Below are 20,735 nucleotides of genomic sequence, written 5' to 3'. Positions count from 1 at the left end.
TATGAGTTCTTTCATTCGCCGGCAACTATAGATCGAATTGTATTTTAAATTCAGTGCCTTTATTGACTTCACTTTCAACTGTTATACTGCCCATCAGGGATTCTACTTGTTTTTTGACCATGTACAAACCGATTCCTTTTCCTTCAACATGAGAATGAAAGCGCTTATATAACCCAAATACTTCATCATGTCTTTTCGGCAGGTCTATTCCCAGGCCATTATCTTTAACTAAAATAGTTATATTATCCTCCGACTTAAAACTTGTGATGGTAATTTCCGGTGGCAGGTCCGGCCTTCTATATTTAATGCTGTTGATGATCAAATTGTAAAAAATGCTGTAGAGGTATACTTTTAAAGTAAGTACTTCGTCTATTGCCGAAAAATTCAGAATAAAATTGACCTGCTCGTTTATGATTTCGCTGCTGATACTTGATCTAATGTCATTTATCAGTTCTGAAAGTTTAACCCATTCTTTGTTTTGCTGCCCCTTGCTGTTTAACTGAAGAATATAATTCAGATCGTTTATCACTTCATCAAGTCTGCTGACAGAGGATTCTAAACCGGTCATCAGGATTTTTTCGTCCTCCTTCTCAAGACCTCCCGCCCGGATAAGGTCCGATATCCCCAGAATGTTTACAACAGGAGCCCTCAGATTATGCGAAATGATATAGGAAAATTGCTCCAGGTCATTGTTACGCTTAACAAGATCTGCCAGAAGTTTCTCCCGCTCTGCACTGACTAGTTTTTGTTCTGTGATATCCAAAGCGATGCCCAATACGCCCTTTTCGTCTGTACCTGCAATCACGTAAGGTACTTTAACTGTATAAAAAAATCTCAGTTCTCCGGAGGGATTGGTAAAAGTGACTTCCGGGATAATCCTGGTAATCCCTGTACTGATGACTTCCTGGTCTTGTTTTAAAAAGATGTTTTTCTCTTGCTGGATGGTGATCTCCCCAAGTTTCGATTGGTCCAGCAGTTCCTGAGGCGTCATTCCGTACAATTCAGCAAAACTTTTATTTACGAATTGATATTCACCGTCAAAGTTCTTTACAAAGATGGCTTGTGGGATCAGGTTCATAATCATCAGCAGGTTGGCATCTGATTGTGCCCTGGCATTCTGTAATTCCCTAACATCCGTGATGTCGTGAGCGATACCATGAAGGCCTACAGGAAGCCCGTCACGGAAATCAAATTCTGTTTTAGAATAAATGTACCTTACTTCACCATTCTTTCGGACGATGCGGTGATAGAATGCCGAGCTGCTATGACTGGCTTCTGCCCGTTTTGTTGTTTTAACAACAAACTCCAGGTCTTCCGGGTGGATGAATGATAACCAATCCTGGTAAGACTGGTGATTTTCCTGTATCGAAAGGCCATAAATTCTGCATGCTTCTTCTGACCATACAGAAATACCGGTAGCAAAGTTTATCTCCCAGCTTCCTACATGTGCGATAGCCTGGGCCTCGATCAGCCTTAATTCACTATGCCGCAATCTATCCTGCGCCAGCCGCTGCAGCCTTTCCTTCTCAAATACATCCATAGCAAAAGAGATATCCTGTGTTGCTGCTTCCAATAGCCGGATTTCCTGCTCATCGAATAACTTAGGTATAGAAGCATAAAGACTAAAAATGCCGATTATTTCGCCTTTTTTTCTGATTGGCAACAGCATTGCAGAAGACAGCTGGCGTGATGCTGCATATGCTTTCCAATCTGTTAAGTTTAGCTCGCTTTCCACATCATTATATACAAATGAAGTTCCTGTATTTAGAACCTGGTAGATGGGCCCCTGGTCACTAACAATGATATGTTTAAATTTCAGCTTGTCTTCATCGGGGATTCCGGAGCTTTCGGCAAGGCTGATACTTTTTCCATCAGGATCAAGCAGACCGATCCAGGCCATTTTGAATTTGCCGTATTCAATTGCGATCCTGCACGCTTCTTTAAATATACCTTGTTCGTTTTCTGCATGCACAAGGGTCTGATTAATTGCACTGACGAAAGCATACAGCCTGTTTGCATTGATCATTTTTTCTTCAGCGATTACCCGGTCGGTAACATCACGAAAATTGTCCACAATACCACCAATTTCAGGGTCGTGTAACATATTGGTCACTACCGCTTCATACCAGTGCCAGCTGCCATCTTTATGGAGCATTCGCCCGGTGTGTCCTTTTACAGGCTTACCCGGATTTGCCATCACCTGCAACATGACCAGCTGCAGCGCATTGATATCCTCTGGGTGGGCTAATGCCAGCAGGTCCAGCTTTAATAACTCTTCTGCGGTATAACCAACGACTTGATATACAGACGGAGAGGCGTAGAGGAGTTTTCCTGTTTCAGACAATATGACAACGGCGTCACCTGCATTTTCCTGGAGCGTGTTATTGCGTTTTTCGCATTGCGCAAGCCTCCGGGTTATTTTTTTACGCTGGCTACTGGAATTGAAAAGTAACCAAATCAAGATTACAAGCAACAAACTTATGCAGCATAAAATAGCCACTATGTTTTGCGAGATAGCTACTTCCAGCGTTGCCGGGATCTGGAAAATTGACAAACAGTTAGTTTTGATCATAAGATGATTCTGACGTATTTGAAGTACCAAACAGGAACTGCGCGTCCTGCAGGAATTCCATTTAAGCGAACAGAATTTCTAAATTACTTTTTTAAATGTCAATAATGGGTATAAATACCAAGTTATAGACGACATAGACCGACTTGAACCGATGTAAAGCCCAAGTCCCAAGCCAGAGATCTGACTCCCACCCTCGCTGGTCGCTATTTAATTAGACAGAAACGGCAACAAAATCTTTTCTCAAGATCTCCCTGTATACACCATCCCAGAGTTTAATGCGCTGGTTTAGCGATTCTCTGCTGCACAGCTCCGCTTCCTTCCAGTAGCCGCTGTTTTGGCCGCACAACTCTGCGGTCATATCCAGTGCCAGATCACTATGGTGGTCACCGTCCACTTCAATGTGGCGGTCCAGGTAATACTTAAACAAAGAAATCTGTTCTGGAAACTTTTCATTCAGATCAGTTACGATCGTATGAAACATATTTGGGATGAGGTCTTCCCTGCCAAAGGTAAAGGCAGCAGCCTGGTTATAAGACTTACCGCTAGTGATGATAGAAAACGTAAGTTCACAAACGTTTTGGCCTCTTCTGGGGTTCCTGCAATCTCGTAGGCCTGTCAAGTGTCTGGCCCGACTGCAGCGCCGTTATAAAATTCCTGATCTCAGCGGTTTCGGCGCCGCATTGTTCCATGGCATCAAGGTACATTTCAAAATGACTCTTCTTATTACCCAGCGCATCAGCATCAGATTCCTCCCCGGCGACAATCTCATTGATCAATGCCCTTGTAGAACCCGAGCCAACAGGGAACCAGGGCAACGTGGTACAGGTCAGATTAATTTGAAGCGCTTTTAGCAAAGACATAAAATCCCACACTGCATACACATGAAAGCGCATGAAAATTCTCAGATCCTCTGTCGAATTGATGACTTTATAAACCTGATGCTGGACGATTTCCTCTTTTACAGGACTGAGGACTTCCTGGATTTTTTGTAACTCTGCTGACATACTGAATAATAATTCCGCAAAAATAGAATTAAAATTGCAATTATAATGATTATTGCCGACTAATGCAGGGCAGCACAAAATCCTCTTATATTGACATTGCAATTCTAAAACCAATACATTCATCTTTTGCTTCCGGGGTTATCGCGTATCGTTTTGAGACAGTACAATGAACTGCCCAATTGTGGTGGCAGCCGCCCCGAAGTACACGTTCGTTATTTCCTTCAAGATAAGGTGTCCCATCATCAGGTATTTTATCAATATCGGGTTGAAAAGCATCCGCACACCATTCCCAAACATGACCACTCATATCAAAAATCCCCAGCTGGTTTGGCAATTTCTGCCCCACATCATGCGTAGCAGTACCTTTTTCATGATTTTTGAGTGTGGACAATACTTCAGGATCACTGTATTTGCCACTGTTTTGTTCAAACCAGCCGACCTCATTAATGTCATTACCGCCACTATATTTGAAATCGTCTGCCCAATGTTTTCCACCCCTCGCAGCATATTCCCATTCTGTTTCCGAGGGCAATCTATAAAGCATACCTGGATTCGATTTGTTCTGTCGTGCAGCAGCCAAATTCAATTTATTGAGGAAACCATTTTTTTGAGTGATATCATCAAAGCTAACATTTTCCACCGGCCGGTCGGGTCCGGCAAAATATGAGGGGTTGTTACCCGTGATAAATTTCCAGAGGCGCTGTGTGACCGGGAATTTGGAGATCAAAAAGCCTTCAATCGAAATGCCCTTTTTTGTTAAATCTCCAAACAGGTAAGGAGTGTTTTCAGTACCTTCCACAAATACCATTGGGAAGCTATAATTGATTTCCGGAAAATGAATCTCAATGTCGTCCATAGCTTGCAGATCTGAATGTTACATTAAATATACACGTTTTTAATCAGCAAGATAAACCTATGCACAAAATGCATCATTAGAAGTAAAGACCACCTCTGAAAAACCCAGAATTACATCGTCTTATAGCTCCTGCCCTGTTTCTGATAAACGCAACACCGGCTTGTTTATCTTTTTCCAGGTGTTTGGCGTGTATCCGGCTCTACTGAACACCAATTGGGTAATTTTCTTTTTTTCATCCCGCTGAAATTCCAGCCACAGGAAATCTTTTTCAAAGTAAAACTCATCGGTAACCGACGGCATCACCTCATATTTGCGCCCACCGGGTCTTTGCCAGTACACTTTACCATTCTCCTCAGTGATATTGACCTTTTCTGGCTTTTCGCTTTCATACACACCTGCATATTTACCAAGGTTCTGAGGTGAAATTTCACCTCGCTGAAATCTGTAGGGCTGATCAGTCAGTTCTGCCGCTGCAATCCGGGCTAAAACCTGTGGTATGACTGCCGATTCCGAATTGATCAGGATCACTACATACACATCTACCTGGGGTAAATAAAAGGTTTCAGAGATAAAGCCCGGTACAGCACCGCCATGACGGTAGACTGCGCTGCCACGGAGGTTATCGATGTACCATCCAAAACCATAAGGGGCGGTCTGTCCACTGGTTAGTTTTTGTGGGGTAAAGGCAAGTTCCAGGGTCTTTTTCTGCAAAAGGATGCCTGACTTTAGGGCCTGGTTCCATTTAAAGAGATCTGTAGCGGTTGAGAGTATCCCTCCTGAGGCATATAAATCCTGTGTATTGTGAAGGTTCACGTTCAATATGCCGCGGCGCCCAATGGAATACCCTGTCGCTCTCCCTTTGATCAACGGCTCATCACCACTAACTACGATGGAAGCACTCATTCCGGCAGGTTTAAAAATGTTCTCGCTGATGTAATCGGGATAAGTTTTTCCGGTAATTTTTTCAATGAGGTAGCCAAGAGTTTGAAAGTTGCCGTTATTGTACAACCATTTACTCCCTGCCACAAAGGTCATGTTTCGGGCGGCATAACGCTCGGCATCTGCCTGCCTGGTGTCCCCTTTGGGTATATTTAATGAATCCCGGTAGCCATTGCCGTTCAGACCCGAAGTATGAGACAACAGCTGTCTGATGGTGATCTGCGATACGGGCGGGATGCTCTTCACGTATTTGCCAAGGGTATCATCCAGCGAAAGCAATCCTTTTTCAAGCAATTGCAGAATGGCCACAGCGGTAAACTGTTTGGTATTGGAGGCAATGTAATAGACCATACCGGTATCGCTGGGCACGGTTAATTCCATGTTGGCCATCCCGAATGCTTTGTGGTATATGATTTTACCGCCTTTGGCCACCAGTACGTTAGCACCGGGTTCATTAGGTTTAAACTGGGATGACATCAGTTTGTCGATCGTAGCGATTGCGTGGTCTTGCGCAAAAATTGGGCAATAGCATATCATAAGCATTAATAATGCTTTACAAAATTGGTTCATATGTGTTGTGGTTAGGTTATAGGATCTAATTAAGGGCTGGCAGAATGAACGGCTTTCAACTGATCGAAAGCCTGCTGTTTTCTGGCCCTGGCCTGTTCCCAGGCATGATCTATTCTGGCCAGCAGCGGCAGGTGTGCCGGCAGTTCCGATTCAGGGACAACTATTTCATTGATGGACAGGGCAATTAGCTTATTTTTCGATACCGTGAGCTCATAGATGTTGTCCTCTTTGTCTCTCACATGCATCACCCTGTTGGCCATGTCTTCGTTACTTCTTTCAAAGCGTATGCTCGCCAGATAAAACGCCGTATCCCCCGGATTCGTTTCCTTTGGAACAACCGACTCCGCCGGCAATTGCTTTTCCCAGGGTTTTTGCTTGATTATCACAGCGGGTTGCGTGTGTTTGCGCGCTACTCGTTTTTGAGGTTTTTGACCTGCCTGAACGGATTCGCTGTAAATAACCGGTTTTGCCATACCTATACTTGTCACTGGTGCGGGATCTTTCCCTGCTGAAATGAGCAGCCCGGCTAAAACTGGCAAAGCTATTAATGCCAAAAAGGCAATTGCCTTAGGAGTCAAACCAAGAGGTTGGTTTCTGTTTTCAATCATGCGGTACAGGCGCCTTGCAAGGGGACTGCCTTTAACACCCAGCACTAACGGGGTTGTTGTGCCGGTGCTTTCAGCAAATTCAAAAGCAAGCAGTCCTTTGAGGTAATCGCTCTTTTGTGCGGTATGGGCAAGCACAAAGTCGTCACAACAAATTTCCCGCTGCTCGCGGATCAGCGCCGACAGCCACAGCAAAGCCGGATTGAAAAAGAACAGGGTATCAGCAATCGTCTGGAACAGATTGATCAGGTAATCTTTCCGATAGATATGTGCCAGTTCATGAAACAGGATGGCTTCTACCTGGGCACATGGCAATTGCAGGAAGAAACCCACCGGCACAATAATGATTGGCCTGAAATGGCCAATTGTCACAGGGATGCCAACCTTTAGAGATTCCAGGAGGGTGATTTTTCCGCCGATACCCAGGCGGTGGCTCATATTTTTAAGCTTTTCCTGCCACCCGGTATCTGAAACAGGCTTGGCTGTGAAGCGTAGCCTATAGACATAATTAAAACTGTGAAATAACCGGAATAGTTTGAAAACCAACAATATGGCCCATAGCAAAACGATCCACACTGCATATTCGTCGACTAATCTGAAAATCGAAAAATCTTTAAAGTGTGCCGCAGCGTCCTGAAATAAGCCGGTTGATTGCAGCATATCTTGTTCCGAAACCCGGACCGAAGGTACGTTAAGAATATTCCGGAACTCCAGAAATCCTGCTAGCCCCGTAGCCACTAAGAAAAGTACCAAAAAGGAGAAGAGCATTCTGTACCTCAGTACAGATGAGGATTGCTGTGTGGCGATCATTCCCAAAACGGTTAACACTGACACTCCGGCACCGATCCATAGTGAATGCACCAGCGTCCAGCTTATCGCTGGGATGAAGGATGAATTCATGATCGTATGCCAGATTGTTTGCTCCATTTACTCCTGATCTATTTTTTTAATCAATGCCTCAAAGATTTTCTTTTCCTCCGGGGTTAATTTTTTTCCACCCAAAAGCTGCATCACCAGATCGGATGCTGACCCATTAAAGATGCGGTCAACAATCGTATCAAGCAATATACCTTTGGTCTTTGATGCTTCCTGAGCAGCCGAGTAGATATGTTTAGATGACGTTTCATCTTTAGTTAGCAGACCTTTTTCCACCATGATCTGCATTAATTTTAAAGTAGACATATAAATAACGGGCCTTGTATGCTGGTTCAGATAATCGTTTACAAAACGGGTGGTCGACGGGCCGAACTGCCAGAGCACCTGCAAGATCTCCAGTTCTGACTTTGTCGGCTCCTGTACCTGTTTCTTTTTGAGATTTTCATTGATCATAAAACAAACATAAGAATCTTTTCTTGTTGATAAGAAACAATTCTTACTTTTTTTGAAAAAAAATAAGAACCTTCATATTTGTCTTTCCAGTGCAGACTCAAGTGATTTATCCCGCCATTAAACGATATAAAACGGCGTAGTCCTCAGGGGAACCATTAAGTAAATAGAAAAGACTTTATAAAAAATCCTATTTTTGCCAATTCATTACCTTATATGTCAGTAGAATTAGAAGAGATTCAAGAATCCTTAAGTCCTTTAAAAGATAAAATAGTTCAGCATCAGGTTTACAAGGTCATCACTTCCGTAGAAGATCTGAAAATTTTCATGCGTTACCATGTGTATGCGGTATGGGATTTTATGTCTCTATTAAAAGCACTTCAGATCAACCTGACCTGTACCACTTTACCCTGGTTCCCTGTTGGCTCGGGTTCAACCAGAGCATTAATCAATGAAATTGTCGCCGGTGAAGAATCTGACATTGATGCTGCAGGCAACAAGAAAAGTCATTTTGAAATGTATCTCGATGCAATGGAGCAATGTGGTGCAGACACAAATGAGATCAGAAATTTTATAGCGGCTTTGCAATCGGGACAGACACTTGAACATGCTTATCTGTCAGCCGGAACGCCTGAAGAAGCAAGGGAATTTGTGAACTTCACTTTTTCTATCATCAACAGCGGCAAATCTTATAACCAGGCCGCAGCTTTTACTTTTGGCAGGGAAGACCTGATCCCGAGCATGTTTCATGCGATCGTAACGGATTTGAATGAAAAATTCCCTGATCAGATCTCTTTGTTCAAATATTACCTGGACCGGCATATTGAAGTGGATGGTGACCACCATAGCCATCTTGCACTGAATATGACGGAGGAATTATGTAATCAAAACAGCAGGTATTGGCAGGAAGCAGAAATCTGCAGTAAAGAATCGCTGAACCAGCGCATCAAATTATGGGATGGTGTATACAAAGAAATCATTACGAAAGATCTTGTCTCAAGCTAGACCAGTTTTTCTCTAATTTATTGCTCAGAATCGCCTGATCAAACTCTTTAAAATGTTCCAATCAAAATTATAAAGCAACAAAAAAACTCTTCAACCCTGTTTTAAGATTTTTAAGGGCCTTGCCCATGTGCGCTTCAACAGTCTTTTCAGAAATATCCAGTTCAGCAGCAATTTGTTTTTGAGAATAGCCCTGTTCGCGGCTCAGCTGATAGACCAGTCTGCATTTCTCTGGCAGCGCGGCAACCAGCAAACTCAACCTTTCTCTGACCTCCTGATACTCCAGCCATTGCCGGGTAGAATCATCAGCAATCTCCAGTATAGCCGCAGCCGCATCATCACCGGAAAACTGTCTTCTCTTAAAATTTTTGTCGAGACTTTTGAACACATGATATTTGACAGCTACAGCCAAATAAGAGGCAAGGGATGAGGTAATCTCAATAACAGCCCGCCTGTTCCATATGGTAATAAATACCTGCTGAACAATATCTTCTGCTTCAGCCAGGTCATCCAGTTTATTGGATGCCGCGGTAAATAATTTCTTCCAGTACCGGTTGTAGATTTCAGTAAACGCAGCATGGTCATCCTTTTTTAAAAGATCCAGTAATTCCTGATCAGAATGTGCGCTGTATTTGGCCATGAAAATAAGTTATCCCTCTCTTAAAATTAAGAAACATTAATGTAAAGTTCTGCATTATTTTAAGAATAACCATCATGACAGTCATTAACCTCTGCCTGTCCTCTCTTTGCCCAACTTCAGTATTGGCTCAGACCTACGTCACATCACAGAAAGGGTTGGCTCAGTCTGAACTGAACCAACCCTTTCTGTGATGTGTATCAAATGTGTAGCTGACCTGTAGCAGCTCAGAAAGAGAGCCGAAAGTTTTACGGTCTTTTCCTGATCTGTGATGCTTTTAAATAAATCTTAGCGCCCTTTTTATTGATATAATATTTTCGGTTTTTGCCATCAATATACACATTGGTCCCATCGGGCGCCATCATGCCTTTATAGGTCTGATCGACCACTTTAGCGCCACCTTTTACAGTGACTTCGGCGGTCTTGTTGCCTACCTTAGTAGCAGTTTTACCAATGGCCTTTCCGGTTTTATCAACGGTTTCACCTACCGTTTCTTTTTTCTTTTCCTGGGCGAATGATCCGAATGACATTCCTGCACATAATGCAATGACCAATACCGAACTTAAATATTTTGTTTTCATGATGTTAGCTATTTAGATTATAGAACAAGTCTCCTACCCTAATGTTTTAAAAAGCAGCGAAATAACACGTCATCCTGACCTCATAAATTGACACGATGTAAACTTTACAAAATGCAATATTAGTATACTTTTGTTATACCAATTAAGATCAAAAAAATGAAAGCGATATTATTAAAAGATTTTGGCCGGACCGATCAGCTTGTTGCAGCCGAGATACCTGTACCCACCATCAGTGCCGGGCAGGTTTTGGTAAAATTGAAATCCATCAGCATCAACCCCGTTGATGTAAAAACCCGCTCAGGAAAAGGAATTGCCGGGCTGATCAAAAATGAACTGCCTGCTATATTGGGCTGGGACATCTCCGGCGTGATTACCGAAACGGGTGCCGGGGTACGTGATTATAAAGTTGGCGATGAGGTATTTGCCATGCTTGCCTTTCCTAAACTGGCCAAAGCTTATGCGGAATATGTGGTAGCTGATCCTGCCGAACTGACAATAAAACCGGCCAATATCAGTCATGATGCAGCAGCAGCAGCTACCCTTGCGGCACTTACCGCATGGCAGGCCCTTGCCCACGCTAATGTACAAAAAGGACAACGGGTGCTGATCCATGCTGCTTCCGGCGGCGTAGGACATTACGCAGTGCAGTTTGCCAAATACCTGGGCGCCCATGTGACAGGCACTTCATCTGAAGAGAATAAGGATTTTGTGCTGTCTTTGGGTGCTGACGAGCATGTGGATTATAAAGCACGGCCATTTGAAGATGTGATAAAAGACATTGATTTTGTGCTGGATGCGATTGGCGGTGAATACATTGACCGCTCTCTAAAGGTCATGAAAAAAGGCAGGACCATCATCAGTATTCCTTCAGGACTGAACGAATTGGTAACTGAAAAGGCGGAGGCGCTTGGGATGAATGGCTACACCATCAGGGTCAAACCAAGCGGAGATGATATGAAAACCATTGCCGGATTGCTGGAAAAAGGGATTGTAAGGTCACATGTGTTTAAAACTTTTGCATTTGATGAAATGGCTGCTGCACATCAGCAGATAGAAAGCGGCAGAACTGTCGGAAAGGTCACGGTTTCGCTTTAATTTAATCGATCGTGCTCCTGCTTGTCCGGTCGTCGGTCGTCATCCCGAAGGATAGACTCCTGCTAGTTCTGCAATAGCGCGGAGCAGAAAAAATCACCTTCTCAGAGAAGACATCAGCGCTCTTTGCTCCCCCTTCAGAGAGCCTAAGAGATGCAGTCTTCGAAGAGAATGGTTATTTTTTCCAGCTCCAAGCGGTTCTCTACTCTATTCCATGTTGCGCAGCTTCAGGGAAGCCAGTCTTCGAAGAGAACGGTTATTTTTTCCAGCTCCAAGCGGTTCCCATTCTTAGCTCCGGTTCTGAGACGAGGAGTACAAAAACAAACCACAACATAACCACTCCCAAATGTGAAGAAATGTTAAATTTTGAAATCGGTTCGATTTAATATTTACTTTTAAGTACCTAAAAACCAAAACTCAACACCATGAACCGATTTCAAAAGATCAACAACATTGCCGGACTGGTAGTTTTTGCCATAGCCGGTATTGTTTACTGGCTCACTATGGAGCCTACTTTAAGTTTCTGGGACTGCGGCGAATTTCTTGCTGCTGCCTATAAACTGCAGGTTGGCCACCAGCCGGGCGCTCCTCTTTTCGTTATGATTGGAAAGCTTTTTTCCCTGCTTGCTATCGGTGATACCGGCAAAATCGCGTATTTCATCAATTTTAGTTCGGTGCTGTTTAGCGCTGCGACCATTATGTTCCTCTACTGGACCATTACTTTACTGGCGGTCAAGCTGTACAAAAAGGAAAAAACCATGATGGATATGCTGACTGTAATCTCAACCGGGCTAATCGGTGCACTGGCATTTACTTTTTCTGATACCTTCTGGTTCTCGGCTGTTGAGGCAGAGGTTTATTCGCTTTCGATGCTGTTTACGGCCGTGGTATTTTGGGCGATCCTGAAATGGGAAAGCAAAGGCGACGACCGCTGGCTGATCCTGATTGCCTTCATTATTGGTCTTTCTATAGGAGTTCACCTGCTGAGTTTGCTGGCCATTCCGGCAGTTGTCCTGGTATATTATTTCAAAAAAACCGCAAAAACTACGACTTTTGGCATCATTAAAGCGATCGGTGCGGCCGGTTTGATCTGGGCCGCTGTGCAGTTCGTGATCATCCAGTATTTTGTGTTGTTTGCGGCCAAGCTTGACCTGTTCTTTGTCAATACACTGGGTTTCGGTTTTGGATACGGAGCCATGGCATTTATCCTGCTGCTCGCGGCCAGCATTTCCTATGCGATATTTTATTCCATTAAACACCATAAATACCACCTGAACCTGGGCATGATCTGCCTTACTTTTGTACTGCTGGGTTTCAGTTCTTACTTCCTGATCATCATCCGGGCGGATGCAAAAACCAGTCTGAACCTGAGCAATCCTGACAATGCTTTTGCTTTGTACGGTTACCTGGGGCGTACGAATTACGGTGAAACGCCGCTGTTGTACGGCCAGACTTTTGACGCCAAACAGATCGACGCCAAGGATACTTACACCAAATACCGCAAGGGCAAGGACAAGTACGAGGTGTCCGGAAGGGGTGTGAAATTTGAATACGATAAGAATTTGTTATTTCCCCGCACTTACAGTGACAAACCGGATCACATCAATTTTTACAGGCAATGGCTGCACCTGGCCGAGGGAGAAACTCCTTCTTTTGCACAGAATCTGAAGTTTTTTACATCTTACCAGATGGGTTTTATGTACTGGCGCTATTTCCTGTGGAATTTTTCGGGCAGGCAGAATGACAATCAGGGCCATGGCAATTACAGCGATGGCAACTGGATCAGCGGGATCAAAGCTTTAGATGCGGCCAGACTGGGTAGTCAGGACAATTTGCCGCCGAGCATTACTGAAAATGAAGGCTTCAACAGGTTTTATGGTTTGCCCTTGATTCTCGGGATTTTAGGGCTTATATTTTTATACCGCAGGAACAAGAACGACAGTTTGGTGGTGATGGCACTGTTTTTATTTACGGGACTTGCCATCATTGTTTATCTGAACCAGGATCCGAGACAGGTAAGGGAGCGGGATTATGCTTATGTGGGCTCTTTTTATGCTTTTGCCATTTTCATCGGGTTTGGAGCGTTTGCCATCAGGGAGTGGTTGTCCCGCTTTAATGCGCCAAAGCTGAGCCTGATCACGGCTTGTCTTGTGGGCCTGCTGGCTGCGCCTGTCATTATGGGTGTTCAGGGCTGGGGCGATCATGACCGTTCGGGCAAAACGACCGCGCTGGACTGGGCCAAGAATTACCTGAATTCCTGCGCGCCTAATGCAATCCTGTTTGTCACAGCTGATAATGATACTTTTCCTTTGTGGTACGCCCAGGAGGTGGAAGGCATCCGTACAGACATCAGGGTGGTCAACATCCAGTACCTTTCTGATGATGCTTACATCAACCAGATGAAATTACAACTGAACCAATCGGCTCCCTTGCCGGTCAGCATGCCAACTGAAAAGTATGTAAACGGGGTCAGGGATTACCTGCGTTATTTTGATTATGATATCAAGGATAGCATTGAGCTGAAAGACCTGATCGCTGTGATGACCTCAGACGATAAGGCCGACAAATTGCCCTTTTCAGACGGAAGCTTTGAGAATTTCCTGCCTTCAAAAAACCTGAGCATCACTGTAGATGCGGCACAGGTGCTAAAAACGCATACTGTAGCGGCAAAGGACAAAGACAGGATCACCCCTAAAATGGAGTGGACTTACAACAAGAACATTGTATTTAAATCTGATCTGGCGCTCATGGATATTCTGGCCAATAACAATTGGGAACGTCCGGTTTATTTTGAAAGCAATGTTTCTGAAGACACTTACATCGGGCTGGACAAGTATTTGTACATGGAGGGCTATGCCCTTCGTTTGCTGCCATTCAAAACTGATCCCGGCGATAAGCGTGAGATCATGGAAAAAACAAATAGTGATGCGATGTATGACCACATGATGAAATTTGACCTCAAAGGTTTTCAGACAGCAAAATACCTCGATCCGGAGAGCAGAAGGGTTGCGCAGGGTACCTGGTCAATCTCGAATACGCTGACGGGCAACCTGATTATGGAAGGAAAAATGCACCAGGCACGCAATATTCTGGTAAAGAGTATTAAAGAGATTCCTTTAAAAAATTATTCTATTGACGATACCATCAACAGGTATCAGACGATACAGAATATGTATGCGCTGAATGAGGTGAAATCGGCGAATGCGCTGACAGTAGAGACGCTGGACTTTTTGGATAAGGAGCTGACTTATATTGCTTCTTTAGAGCCTGAGCGGTATCCTGCTTATGACAGGGACATTCAGCTGGGCATGTATGTACTGAGCAACCTGGACCGGGTAGCTGCCGGTTATCAGCAAAAAGAGTTGAGCAAAAAGATCAGCGATAAGTTTAAGGAGCTGCAGGCGAAGTTTAGTTAAGATATAAAAAAAAGGGGCATTAGCCCCTTTTTTTTATATCCACTTCCCAATCCTATTTATTCGGCTGTGGCGTAGTCCTCAAATAAGGCTTGATCACTTTATGCCCTTTAGGGAACTTTGCAGGAATATCTTCAGTTTTGATGCTGTTCATCACCACTACGTCCTGGCCATCTTCCCAGTCTGCTGGCGTAGCCACACTGTATTTGGCAGTAAGCTGCAGTGAATCAATGACCCTTAGCACTTCATTAAAGTTACGTCCTGTAGAAGCCGGATAAGTCAGCATCAGTTTTACTTTTTTATCCGGGGATATGATAAACAATGAGCGTACAGTCAGGGTCTCTGAAGCATTTGGGTGGATCATGTCATAAAGATCTGCGATCTTTTTGTCCTCATCGGCAATGATCGGAAACTCTACATTCGTATTCTGGGTTTCGTTGATATCTTTGATCCAGCCTTTATGAGATTCCGCAGAATCAACACTTAGCGCCAGCACCTTAACATCTCTTTTTTCAAATTCGCCTTTTAATGAAGCCGTGCGACCTAACTCCGTGGTACATACCGGGGTATAATCCGCAGGATGAGAAAATAAAACACCCCAGCTATCGCCCAGGTATTCATAAAAATCGATGTCGCCTATTGAAGTCTGTGCCTTAAAGTTGGGAGCTGCGTCCCCTATTCTTAAACTCATAATGTTATATTTTTTGGTGTACTAAATTAAAAAAATAATGTCTACAAATTAGGTATAGTATTTAAAATAAATCTCCTTGTTTTGTAATATCTTTATCAGCGCTGAGAAATTTGATCTCAGGGATATTGGCGCCCAGATGCTTATTGAACTGTTGTATGGTGTAATTTGCCAGTATCGGAGTGTCCTTTTCATCGTGCTGGTGCAAAAAGAAATAGGTCTTTTTCAAGCCTTTGTCCTGCCATGCCTTGATCCTTTCTACCCATTCGTCTACCCTTGCAAAGTCTGAATCCTGGTGCGCTGCTCCATTGCCTACAAAACGGATAAATATCTCAGGTATGGTCAGTTCCATATGTACGCAGTCCCTCCTGCCGCTGGCATCCGTAATGACCGCCCCTTTCTTGTATTTGGCCAGCATTTCAAAAAGTATGCTCCTTGCTTCCGGATCAGAAAACCATTCTTCATGCCGTACTTCTACAAATACTTCGAGGTCTTCGGGCAGGTGCTTCAGGTAATTGTCCAGGATATCCGCATTCTTGGGGCCAAAGTTATCGCCCAGCTGTAAAAAGCAGGGGCCCAGGTATTCACCAAACTCATGGATACTGGACAGGTAAAGGTCGGTAGGTACCTCAGCATCTTTCAGTCTTTTGATGTGCGTAATGGTCCGGGAGAATTTAGGGCAGAATACAAATTTATGCCCGGCATTTTCTTCAGTTTTTTGTCGCCATTTCCTGATCAAATCTGCATTGGGAATGCTGTAGAATACGGCATTGAGTTCGATAGAATTGAAATGCTTGACGTATTCATCCAGGAAATTGGCCTCTTTTGTTTTCTCCGGATAGATCATCCCCACCCATTCTTTTCTGCCCCATTTGGCGCAGCCAACAAAGAAATCATGGTGTTTTAGCGGCTTGGCATGCGCTAAAGTCTTTGCTGTTGCTGCACCATCGGCAGGCAATTTGAAGTCTACATCTTTAAGCGCACTGTCGGTTACTTTTCCAAAATCCATAGGTTTTTGATTATAAAATATAAAACTCCGAAACTTAAGCAAAGTTTGCTTTACTTAATGTTATTTTTCCGTTCTTTTTTCATTTTTTCAGGTTAAGGATCGTTATATTTATGTACCCTATTTTATTAATCCAAACCCTATGGAGGTACAACAAATCCTGGATCTGAACAAGCAGATCACTGACAGTGAAAGACATTTCAACAACATGCAAAACGAATACCGGAAAATTGGCTCTGGCTGGCTGCTGGCGACCTTCGCAGGTATAGGTTTTGCGCTGACACATAACGACACCCTGCCGTTTAACCCTTTGATTTTGATCACCCTGATCTGTTATGCAGGCGCAATCGGCATGATCATGCTCTGGAACATGGACCTGAGTGTTTACCAGAAATTGCTGGATGCCAATTTCAAAGAGGGCCTGCTCCTGGAAAAACAGCATCCCTGGATTCCTCAGATCAGGCACAACATGCTGGAATTTCATGGCAACCGGGGTGTACTTCCACGCGTGATCTGGTTTTACAGTATGCCGATTATGGTTCTGGTCGTTGTTGCTGCTACGCAGCTGACTTTATTCTACAGTGAAAGCGGGTTTTTCTTTAAGGCCGGCATATGGGTCATCAGCCTTTTTCTTTACAGCTGTTTCTCCTACTTTTCCAGACATGAGAGCCGGGTCTGGAAAAAGAATTAACTATTTGATTTAAAAAAAGTTAGCTTGTTTTATTTGCTTTTTTATTATATTTAATATAGCATCTAAATCAACGATCATGACTACCAAATTCGGTTTCACCAAAATGAATATCGCAGAGTTTGAATCCTGGATTTCAAACCTGCGCGTAGCAAGAACCATTCTTTATGTTCAGGAACACCATACCTGGAACCCAAGCTACGCTTCCTGTACGCCAACTAATCATTTCGAAGTCCAGCGGGGCATGAAAACTTATCATGTGAGCAATAACGGCTGGATGGACATCGGGCAGCATTTCACCACTTTTCCTGACGGAAGTATCCTAACTGGAAGAAGTCTGGAGCAGACACCCGCCTGTATCCTGGGCTTCAATTCCAATTCGGTCTGCATCGAGAACCTGGGCAATTTTGACACCGGTAAAGATGTCATGACCACCGCTCATAAAGATACCATCATCCGAATGACTGCTGCGCTCTGTAAAAAATTTGGGATAACGGTAAACAGCAATAAAGTGGTATATCACCATTGGTTCAATCTCACCACGGGTGAGCGCAACAATGGCACTAAGAACAACAAGACCTGCCCGGGCACTGCTTTCTTTGGCGGCAATTCGGTAAGTGCCTGTGAACAGCACTTTCTGCCACTGGTCAGTGCAACTTTAAGCGGAGCTCCGATTCCGGCTCCTGTACCTGCGAATATTCTGAAGTATGTTTCCGTGAATACGGATAGTCTGAATATCCGCACTGGTGCCAATGCCCAAAGCGCTAAAGTGAGCGGTGTTTTACCTGCTGTGCTTGGCTCTGTATTGCGGGTCTTTGAGGTGAAGAACGGCTGGTACCGGATCTCCGGTTCTCAGCAGCACTGGGTCAACGGATCGTATACACTGGATGTGACCAGGGCTACCGTGAATGCAACTACACTCAATGTAAGGAGCGGCCCCGGAACTAGTTTTCCAAAAGTGGGTTCTTTTATGAAAGGTCAGGAGGTTTTCATTATTGACGAGCAGCAGGGCTGGTCCAAGATCAGTGCGGATAACAAATGGGTAAAAAAAGAATTTTTGGATGTGAGTTAGGTTTCTAACTCACACCCCTTTCTCGAATAAATCTAATAGATTCGCGTTCCAATACTACCATAACAAAATCAGGAACTTCACCGGTTCTTCTCATCTCGGTCATATGATGTGTTAAAACCTGCATTGCCGTCATGCCAGGCAAATCATCAGATCTTAAATTTCTAATCATACTGTGAATTCTCCGGGATAAGGCAATTGCCGGATTACCGCTTATTGAAGCATCGTGTCTCTCCACACCTAAACGTTCTCTGAAATATAAATTCTGCAGCGCCTCGTCACTGTCTAATTGATCACCAACCCTGCCAAATTCTCCCGCGGAGGTTAAAGATCTGTAGCCTCCAACATCGAATTCCCTTGCCCTGCTAAGTCTGTCAATAACGTTAGGATCGTTGGATAATGATTCAGTATCAGCCAAACCTGCAAAAGATTGCTCAGCAATTGATGCTGCATGCAATTCTGCGTCCATAATCATTTGCGCAGAATTACTGCCCCCTATCAAACCAGATAACATTGAATTTAACTGACTTTCCAAAGCATTTAGGCTGGCTAGCTTTTCAGATCTTAAAGCAGCATTATCAGGTGGCACTTGTTTTAATTCGTTAATAGCAGGAATAACCTGTGCTTCATAGAAACTCTTAGCCTGATTTGCGAGTGCCCTTTTTTCTGGAGTCAGCGTTGTATCGGCAACAGATTCGTTTAAGAAAACTGACATTAATTTTGGTGTGCTTTCTACCCATAATTGCGGACTATCTTCCGTTCCCCGATAAACCAAATTGTGATTTGACCCATCTTCCGCCCTGAATCCTACTCTGCGATTCCACCAGTTAGTAACTGCATCAACAGCGGCCCTTCCCGCATCCATAATCGCCCCGCCGATAGCGATGGCCTGGTCAATGACCCAGAGAATACCTGCATCAATCCGCAGCTTAACAGATTCCAGTATTTCCTGCATCCGGTTGGCGATATCTCCAAAGCCGAACTGGTTGGCGAGGAAGCCTATTATAATTGGCATTGAATCTCCCAGCAATTCCTCAACATAATTAGCGGCCCCCGCAATGTTACCACGCGCCACATCGGCCAGCATGCTGAGGTATTGATTAATGATCCTGAGTATCGGCACAAAATATTCAACGAAGCTCTGCACGGCATTGTATATAGCAATGATGCTGTTCACCACTGGCATGATGCCGCTGATATCCAGCATTCCCAATAGCCAGACAGTGGCCTGGGCGATGATCCGCTCGTTGATATAAGTAATGATATTGGTCAGTACGGTATCCCACAGGTTACTCAGTTGCTGTTCTATATGCTCCCATATCGCTACCGGACCGCGTTCTACCACATCGGCGACAAAGCTCCAGGCACCAGTAGCCATATCCAGCATGCCACGCAGGCGCTGTGCCCTTTCCTCGCCGATTCTTGTGGCCAGCAGCCGGAAAATATTATCAATGGTAATACCCAACACCTGGAGGATAAATCCGAATATGGAGCCAAATGAGAAATCTGCAGGAGGCTGAATGCCCATAGCCTGCATTTCACCCGTCAGCCAGGAGACCACTCCATTGATCAAATGGGTGCCAATATTGCCAAAGAACTGGGTAAATCCTTGTTTCAAACCGCCCAGCAGGTTGATAAAGAAACCTACAGGGTTCGCTAGTATATCGACTATTGCTGATGAAGCGTTGGCCAGAATAGATACGATCAGTTCTGGTGGAATGCCGACGAGGCTCAGGAGTTCCCTGAAGAAGGTCCAGACTGCTCCCGGCAGGTTACCGTCTACAAATACCTGATACAGAACAGTCATCACCACCTGCTGGGCCCTCGACCAGAGATCGCCTATGGCCATAATCTGGTTAAATAACGGGATCCGGCTCAGGATCTGCTCAATCAGGAAGTTCTTTATCGGTGTCCGGATACATTCCGGAATGAGCATAAACGGACCGAGAATGAAATCGGCGGCCCTGCCCATAAGATCGGATAGGGTACTTACTATACTTTGCAGTGCATTTAGAACAGGTTCTATAAATGTGGCCAGATAGCCCAATCCGTCACTCGCCATGTTAAAGAGGCTGATCACTCCTGTTTGTACCCAACCGCCCAGGCTAATGGCGATGTCATTGATCCAGGCTATGGCCGGTGCAGCTGCACTGAAAATAGAGCTGGATGCCACCGAATTGTAGAACCCGGTGACCATGCCGACAAAACCGCCTACTTTATCTGCGATCCAGAGTCCTGTATTGCTGATACCTGTCCTTACATCCAGAATGGCGTTCTGCACTGCAGGTAAAATGACGTCACGCAGTGAGGCTTGCTGTGCCTGTGCGGCAACTCCTGCTCCATCTTCACCCATCGCAGCGGCCATGCCGTTGACACCTTGTGCGAAATTGGAAATGGTATCCCGCAAGCTGGTAATCGCATCAAGGGGAAGGATCTCTGCTACTTTGGAAGCGATTTGCTGTACCGGTTCTATAACCGGACGCATGATTTCCTTGATACTTGTCCAGGCTTCTTCAGCTTTGCCCTGGATCCACTGGATAATTCCGTTGGAGTTTTCTGCTCCGGAGCTATCGCTGCCAATGCCAATAGTTGATTTCACCCAATCCCAGGCCATGGCTCCGTACTCCCTGACCGGGGCTGTCCAGTCCCAGATGCGCTGTCCTACGCTCTGCAGCCATTCCCAAATG

Annotated in this window: 17 protein-coding genes; 5 read left to right on the top strand and 12 right to left on the bottom strand. The window is 44.5% G+C overall.

Annotated features, from left to right (window positions below):
- Nucleotides 1-25 precede the first annotated feature (25 nt).
- The 7 genes from VK541_RS25505 to VK541_RS25475 form a co-directional block, all read right to left on the bottom strand.
- Nucleotides 26-2,461, bottom strand: coding sequence for a PAS domain S-box protein (locus VK541_RS25505; RefSeq protein ID WP_324373482.1), 2,436 nt, complete (start codon nucleotides 2,459-2,461; stop codon nucleotides 26-28).
- A gap of 322 nt (nucleotides 2,462-2,783) precedes the next feature.
- The gene (locus VK541_RS25500; RefSeq protein ID WP_324373480.1) at nucleotides 2,784-3,191 is read right to left on the bottom strand and encodes a DUF3050 domain-containing protein; all 408 of its coding nucleotides are present in this window, start codon (nucleotides 3,189-3,191) and stop codon (nucleotides 2,784-2,786) included.
- Complete coding sequence (locus tag VK541_RS25495; RefSeq protein WP_324373479.1) at nucleotides 3,139-3,576, bottom strand: DUF3050 domain-containing protein; 438 nt, start codon at nucleotides 3,574-3,576, stop codon at nucleotides 3,139-3,141. The genes VK541_RS25500 and VK541_RS25495 overlap by 53 nt, the downstream gene beginning before the upstream one ends.
- Nucleotides 3,577-3,661: 85 nt before the next feature.
- Nucleotides 3,662-4,432, bottom strand: coding sequence for a formylglycine-generating enzyme family protein (locus VK541_RS25490; RefSeq protein ID WP_324373478.1), 771 nt, complete (start codon nucleotides 4,430-4,432; stop codon nucleotides 3,662-3,664).
- Nucleotides 4,433-4,552: 120 nt separating this feature from the next.
- The gene (locus VK541_RS25485) at nucleotides 4,553-5,914 is read right to left on the bottom strand and encodes a serine hydrolase domain-containing protein (protein ID WP_324373477.1); all 1,362 of its coding nucleotides are present in this window, start codon (nucleotides 5,912-5,914) and stop codon (nucleotides 4,553-4,555) included.
- 56 nt (nucleotides 5,915-5,970) lie between these two features.
- Nucleotides 5,971-7,473 carry a M56 family metallopeptidase gene (locus tag VK541_RS25480; RefSeq protein WP_324373476.1) on the bottom strand — a complete coding sequence of 501 codons (1,503 nt, stop codon included), beginning with the start codon at nucleotides 7,471-7,473 and terminating at the stop codon, nucleotides 5,971-5,973.
- Nucleotides 7,474-7,875 carry a BlaI/MecI/CopY family transcriptional regulator gene (locus tag VK541_RS25475; protein ID WP_324373474.1) on the bottom strand — a complete coding sequence of 134 codons (402 nt, stop codon included), beginning with the start codon at nucleotides 7,873-7,875 and terminating at the stop codon, nucleotides 7,474-7,476.
- A gap of 213 nt (nucleotides 7,876-8,088) precedes the next feature.
- Between VK541_RS25475 and VK541_RS25470 the strand changes: the two genes are divergently transcribed.
- Nucleotides 8,089-8,877 (top strand): DUF3050 domain-containing protein, encoded by a 789-nt coding sequence (locus tag VK541_RS25470; protein ID WP_324373473.1) that lies wholly within the window; start codon nucleotides 8,089-8,091, stop codon nucleotides 8,875-8,877.
- Nucleotides 8,878-8,944: 67 nt separating this feature from the next.
- Here the strand turns inward: VK541_RS25470 and VK541_RS25465 are convergent, their stop codons facing one another.
- Both VK541_RS25465 and VK541_RS25460 read right to left on the bottom strand, forming a co-directional pair.
- A complete protein-coding gene (locus VK541_RS25465; protein WP_324373471.1) occupies nucleotides 8,945-9,514 on the bottom strand; it encodes an RNA polymerase sigma-70 factor in 570 nt (189 codons plus the stop codon).
- 245 nt (nucleotides 9,515-9,759) lie between these two features.
- Complete coding sequence (locus tag VK541_RS25460; protein WP_324373470.1) at nucleotides 9,760-10,092, bottom strand: hypothetical protein; 333 nt, start codon at nucleotides 10,090-10,092, stop codon at nucleotides 9,760-9,762.
- A 156-nt stretch (nucleotides 10,093-10,248) separates the two neighbouring features.
- On the opposite strand from VK541_RS25460, the gene VK541_RS25455 reads away from it, so the two are divergent.
- A complete protein-coding gene (locus VK541_RS25455) occupies nucleotides 10,249-11,187 on the top strand; it encodes an NADP-dependent oxidoreductase (RefSeq protein WP_324373469.1) in 939 nt (312 codons plus the stop codon).
- A 422-nt stretch (nucleotides 11,188-11,609) separates the two neighbouring features.
- Nucleotides 11,610-14,600 carry a DUF2723 domain-containing protein gene (locus tag VK541_RS25450; protein ID WP_324373468.1) on the top strand — a complete coding sequence of 997 codons (2,991 nt, stop codon included), beginning with the start codon at nucleotides 11,610-11,612 and terminating at the stop codon, nucleotides 14,598-14,600.
- A 52-nt stretch (nucleotides 14,601-14,652) separates the two neighbouring features.
- Here VK541_RS25450 and VK541_RS25445 read toward each other — a convergent pair whose 3' ends face one another.
- Together VK541_RS25445 and VK541_RS25440 are read right to left on the bottom strand one after the other, a co-directional pair.
- Nucleotides 14,653-15,288 carry a peroxiredoxin gene (locus VK541_RS25445; protein WP_324373466.1) on the bottom strand — a complete coding sequence of 212 codons (636 nt, stop codon included), beginning with the start codon at nucleotides 15,286-15,288 and terminating at the stop codon, nucleotides 14,653-14,655.
- Nucleotides 15,289-15,349: 61 nt separating this feature from the next.
- Complete coding sequence (locus VK541_RS25440; protein WP_324373465.1) at nucleotides 15,350-16,294, bottom strand: DUF72 domain-containing protein; 945 nt, start codon at nucleotides 16,292-16,294, stop codon at nucleotides 15,350-15,352.
- Between the two features lie 139 nt (nucleotides 16,295-16,433).
- On the opposite strand from VK541_RS25440, the gene VK541_RS25435 reads away from it, so the two are divergent.
- Together VK541_RS25435 and VK541_RS25430 are read left to right on the top strand one after the other, a co-directional pair.
- Nucleotides 16,434-16,982: a hypothetical protein gene (locus tag VK541_RS25435; protein ID WP_324373464.1), complete on the top strand. Its 549-nt coding sequence runs from the start codon at nucleotides 16,434-16,436 to the stop codon at nucleotides 16,980-16,982.
- 76 nt (nucleotides 16,983-17,058) lie between these two features.
- Nucleotides 17,059-18,051: an SH3 domain-containing protein gene (locus tag VK541_RS25430; protein ID WP_324373463.1), complete on the top strand. Its 993-nt coding sequence runs from the start codon at nucleotides 17,059-17,061 to the stop codon at nucleotides 18,049-18,051.
- A 4-nt stretch (nucleotides 18,052-18,055) separates the two neighbouring features.
- Here the strand turns inward: VK541_RS25430 and VK541_RS25425 are convergent.
- A partial coding sequence (locus VK541_RS25425) for a hypothetical protein (RefSeq protein WP_324373462.1) occupies nucleotides 18,056-20,735 on the bottom strand: 2,680 nt, incomplete at its 5' end.

It is taken from the genome of Pedobacter sp. (assembly GCF_035317785.1).
Lineage (GTDB): Bacteria > Bacteroidota > Bacteroidia > Sphingobacteriales > Sphingobacteriaceae > Pedobacter.
The sequence above is the reverse complement of the archived record's forward strand: the minus strand, read 5'-3'. Positions and strand labels throughout refer to the sequence as shown.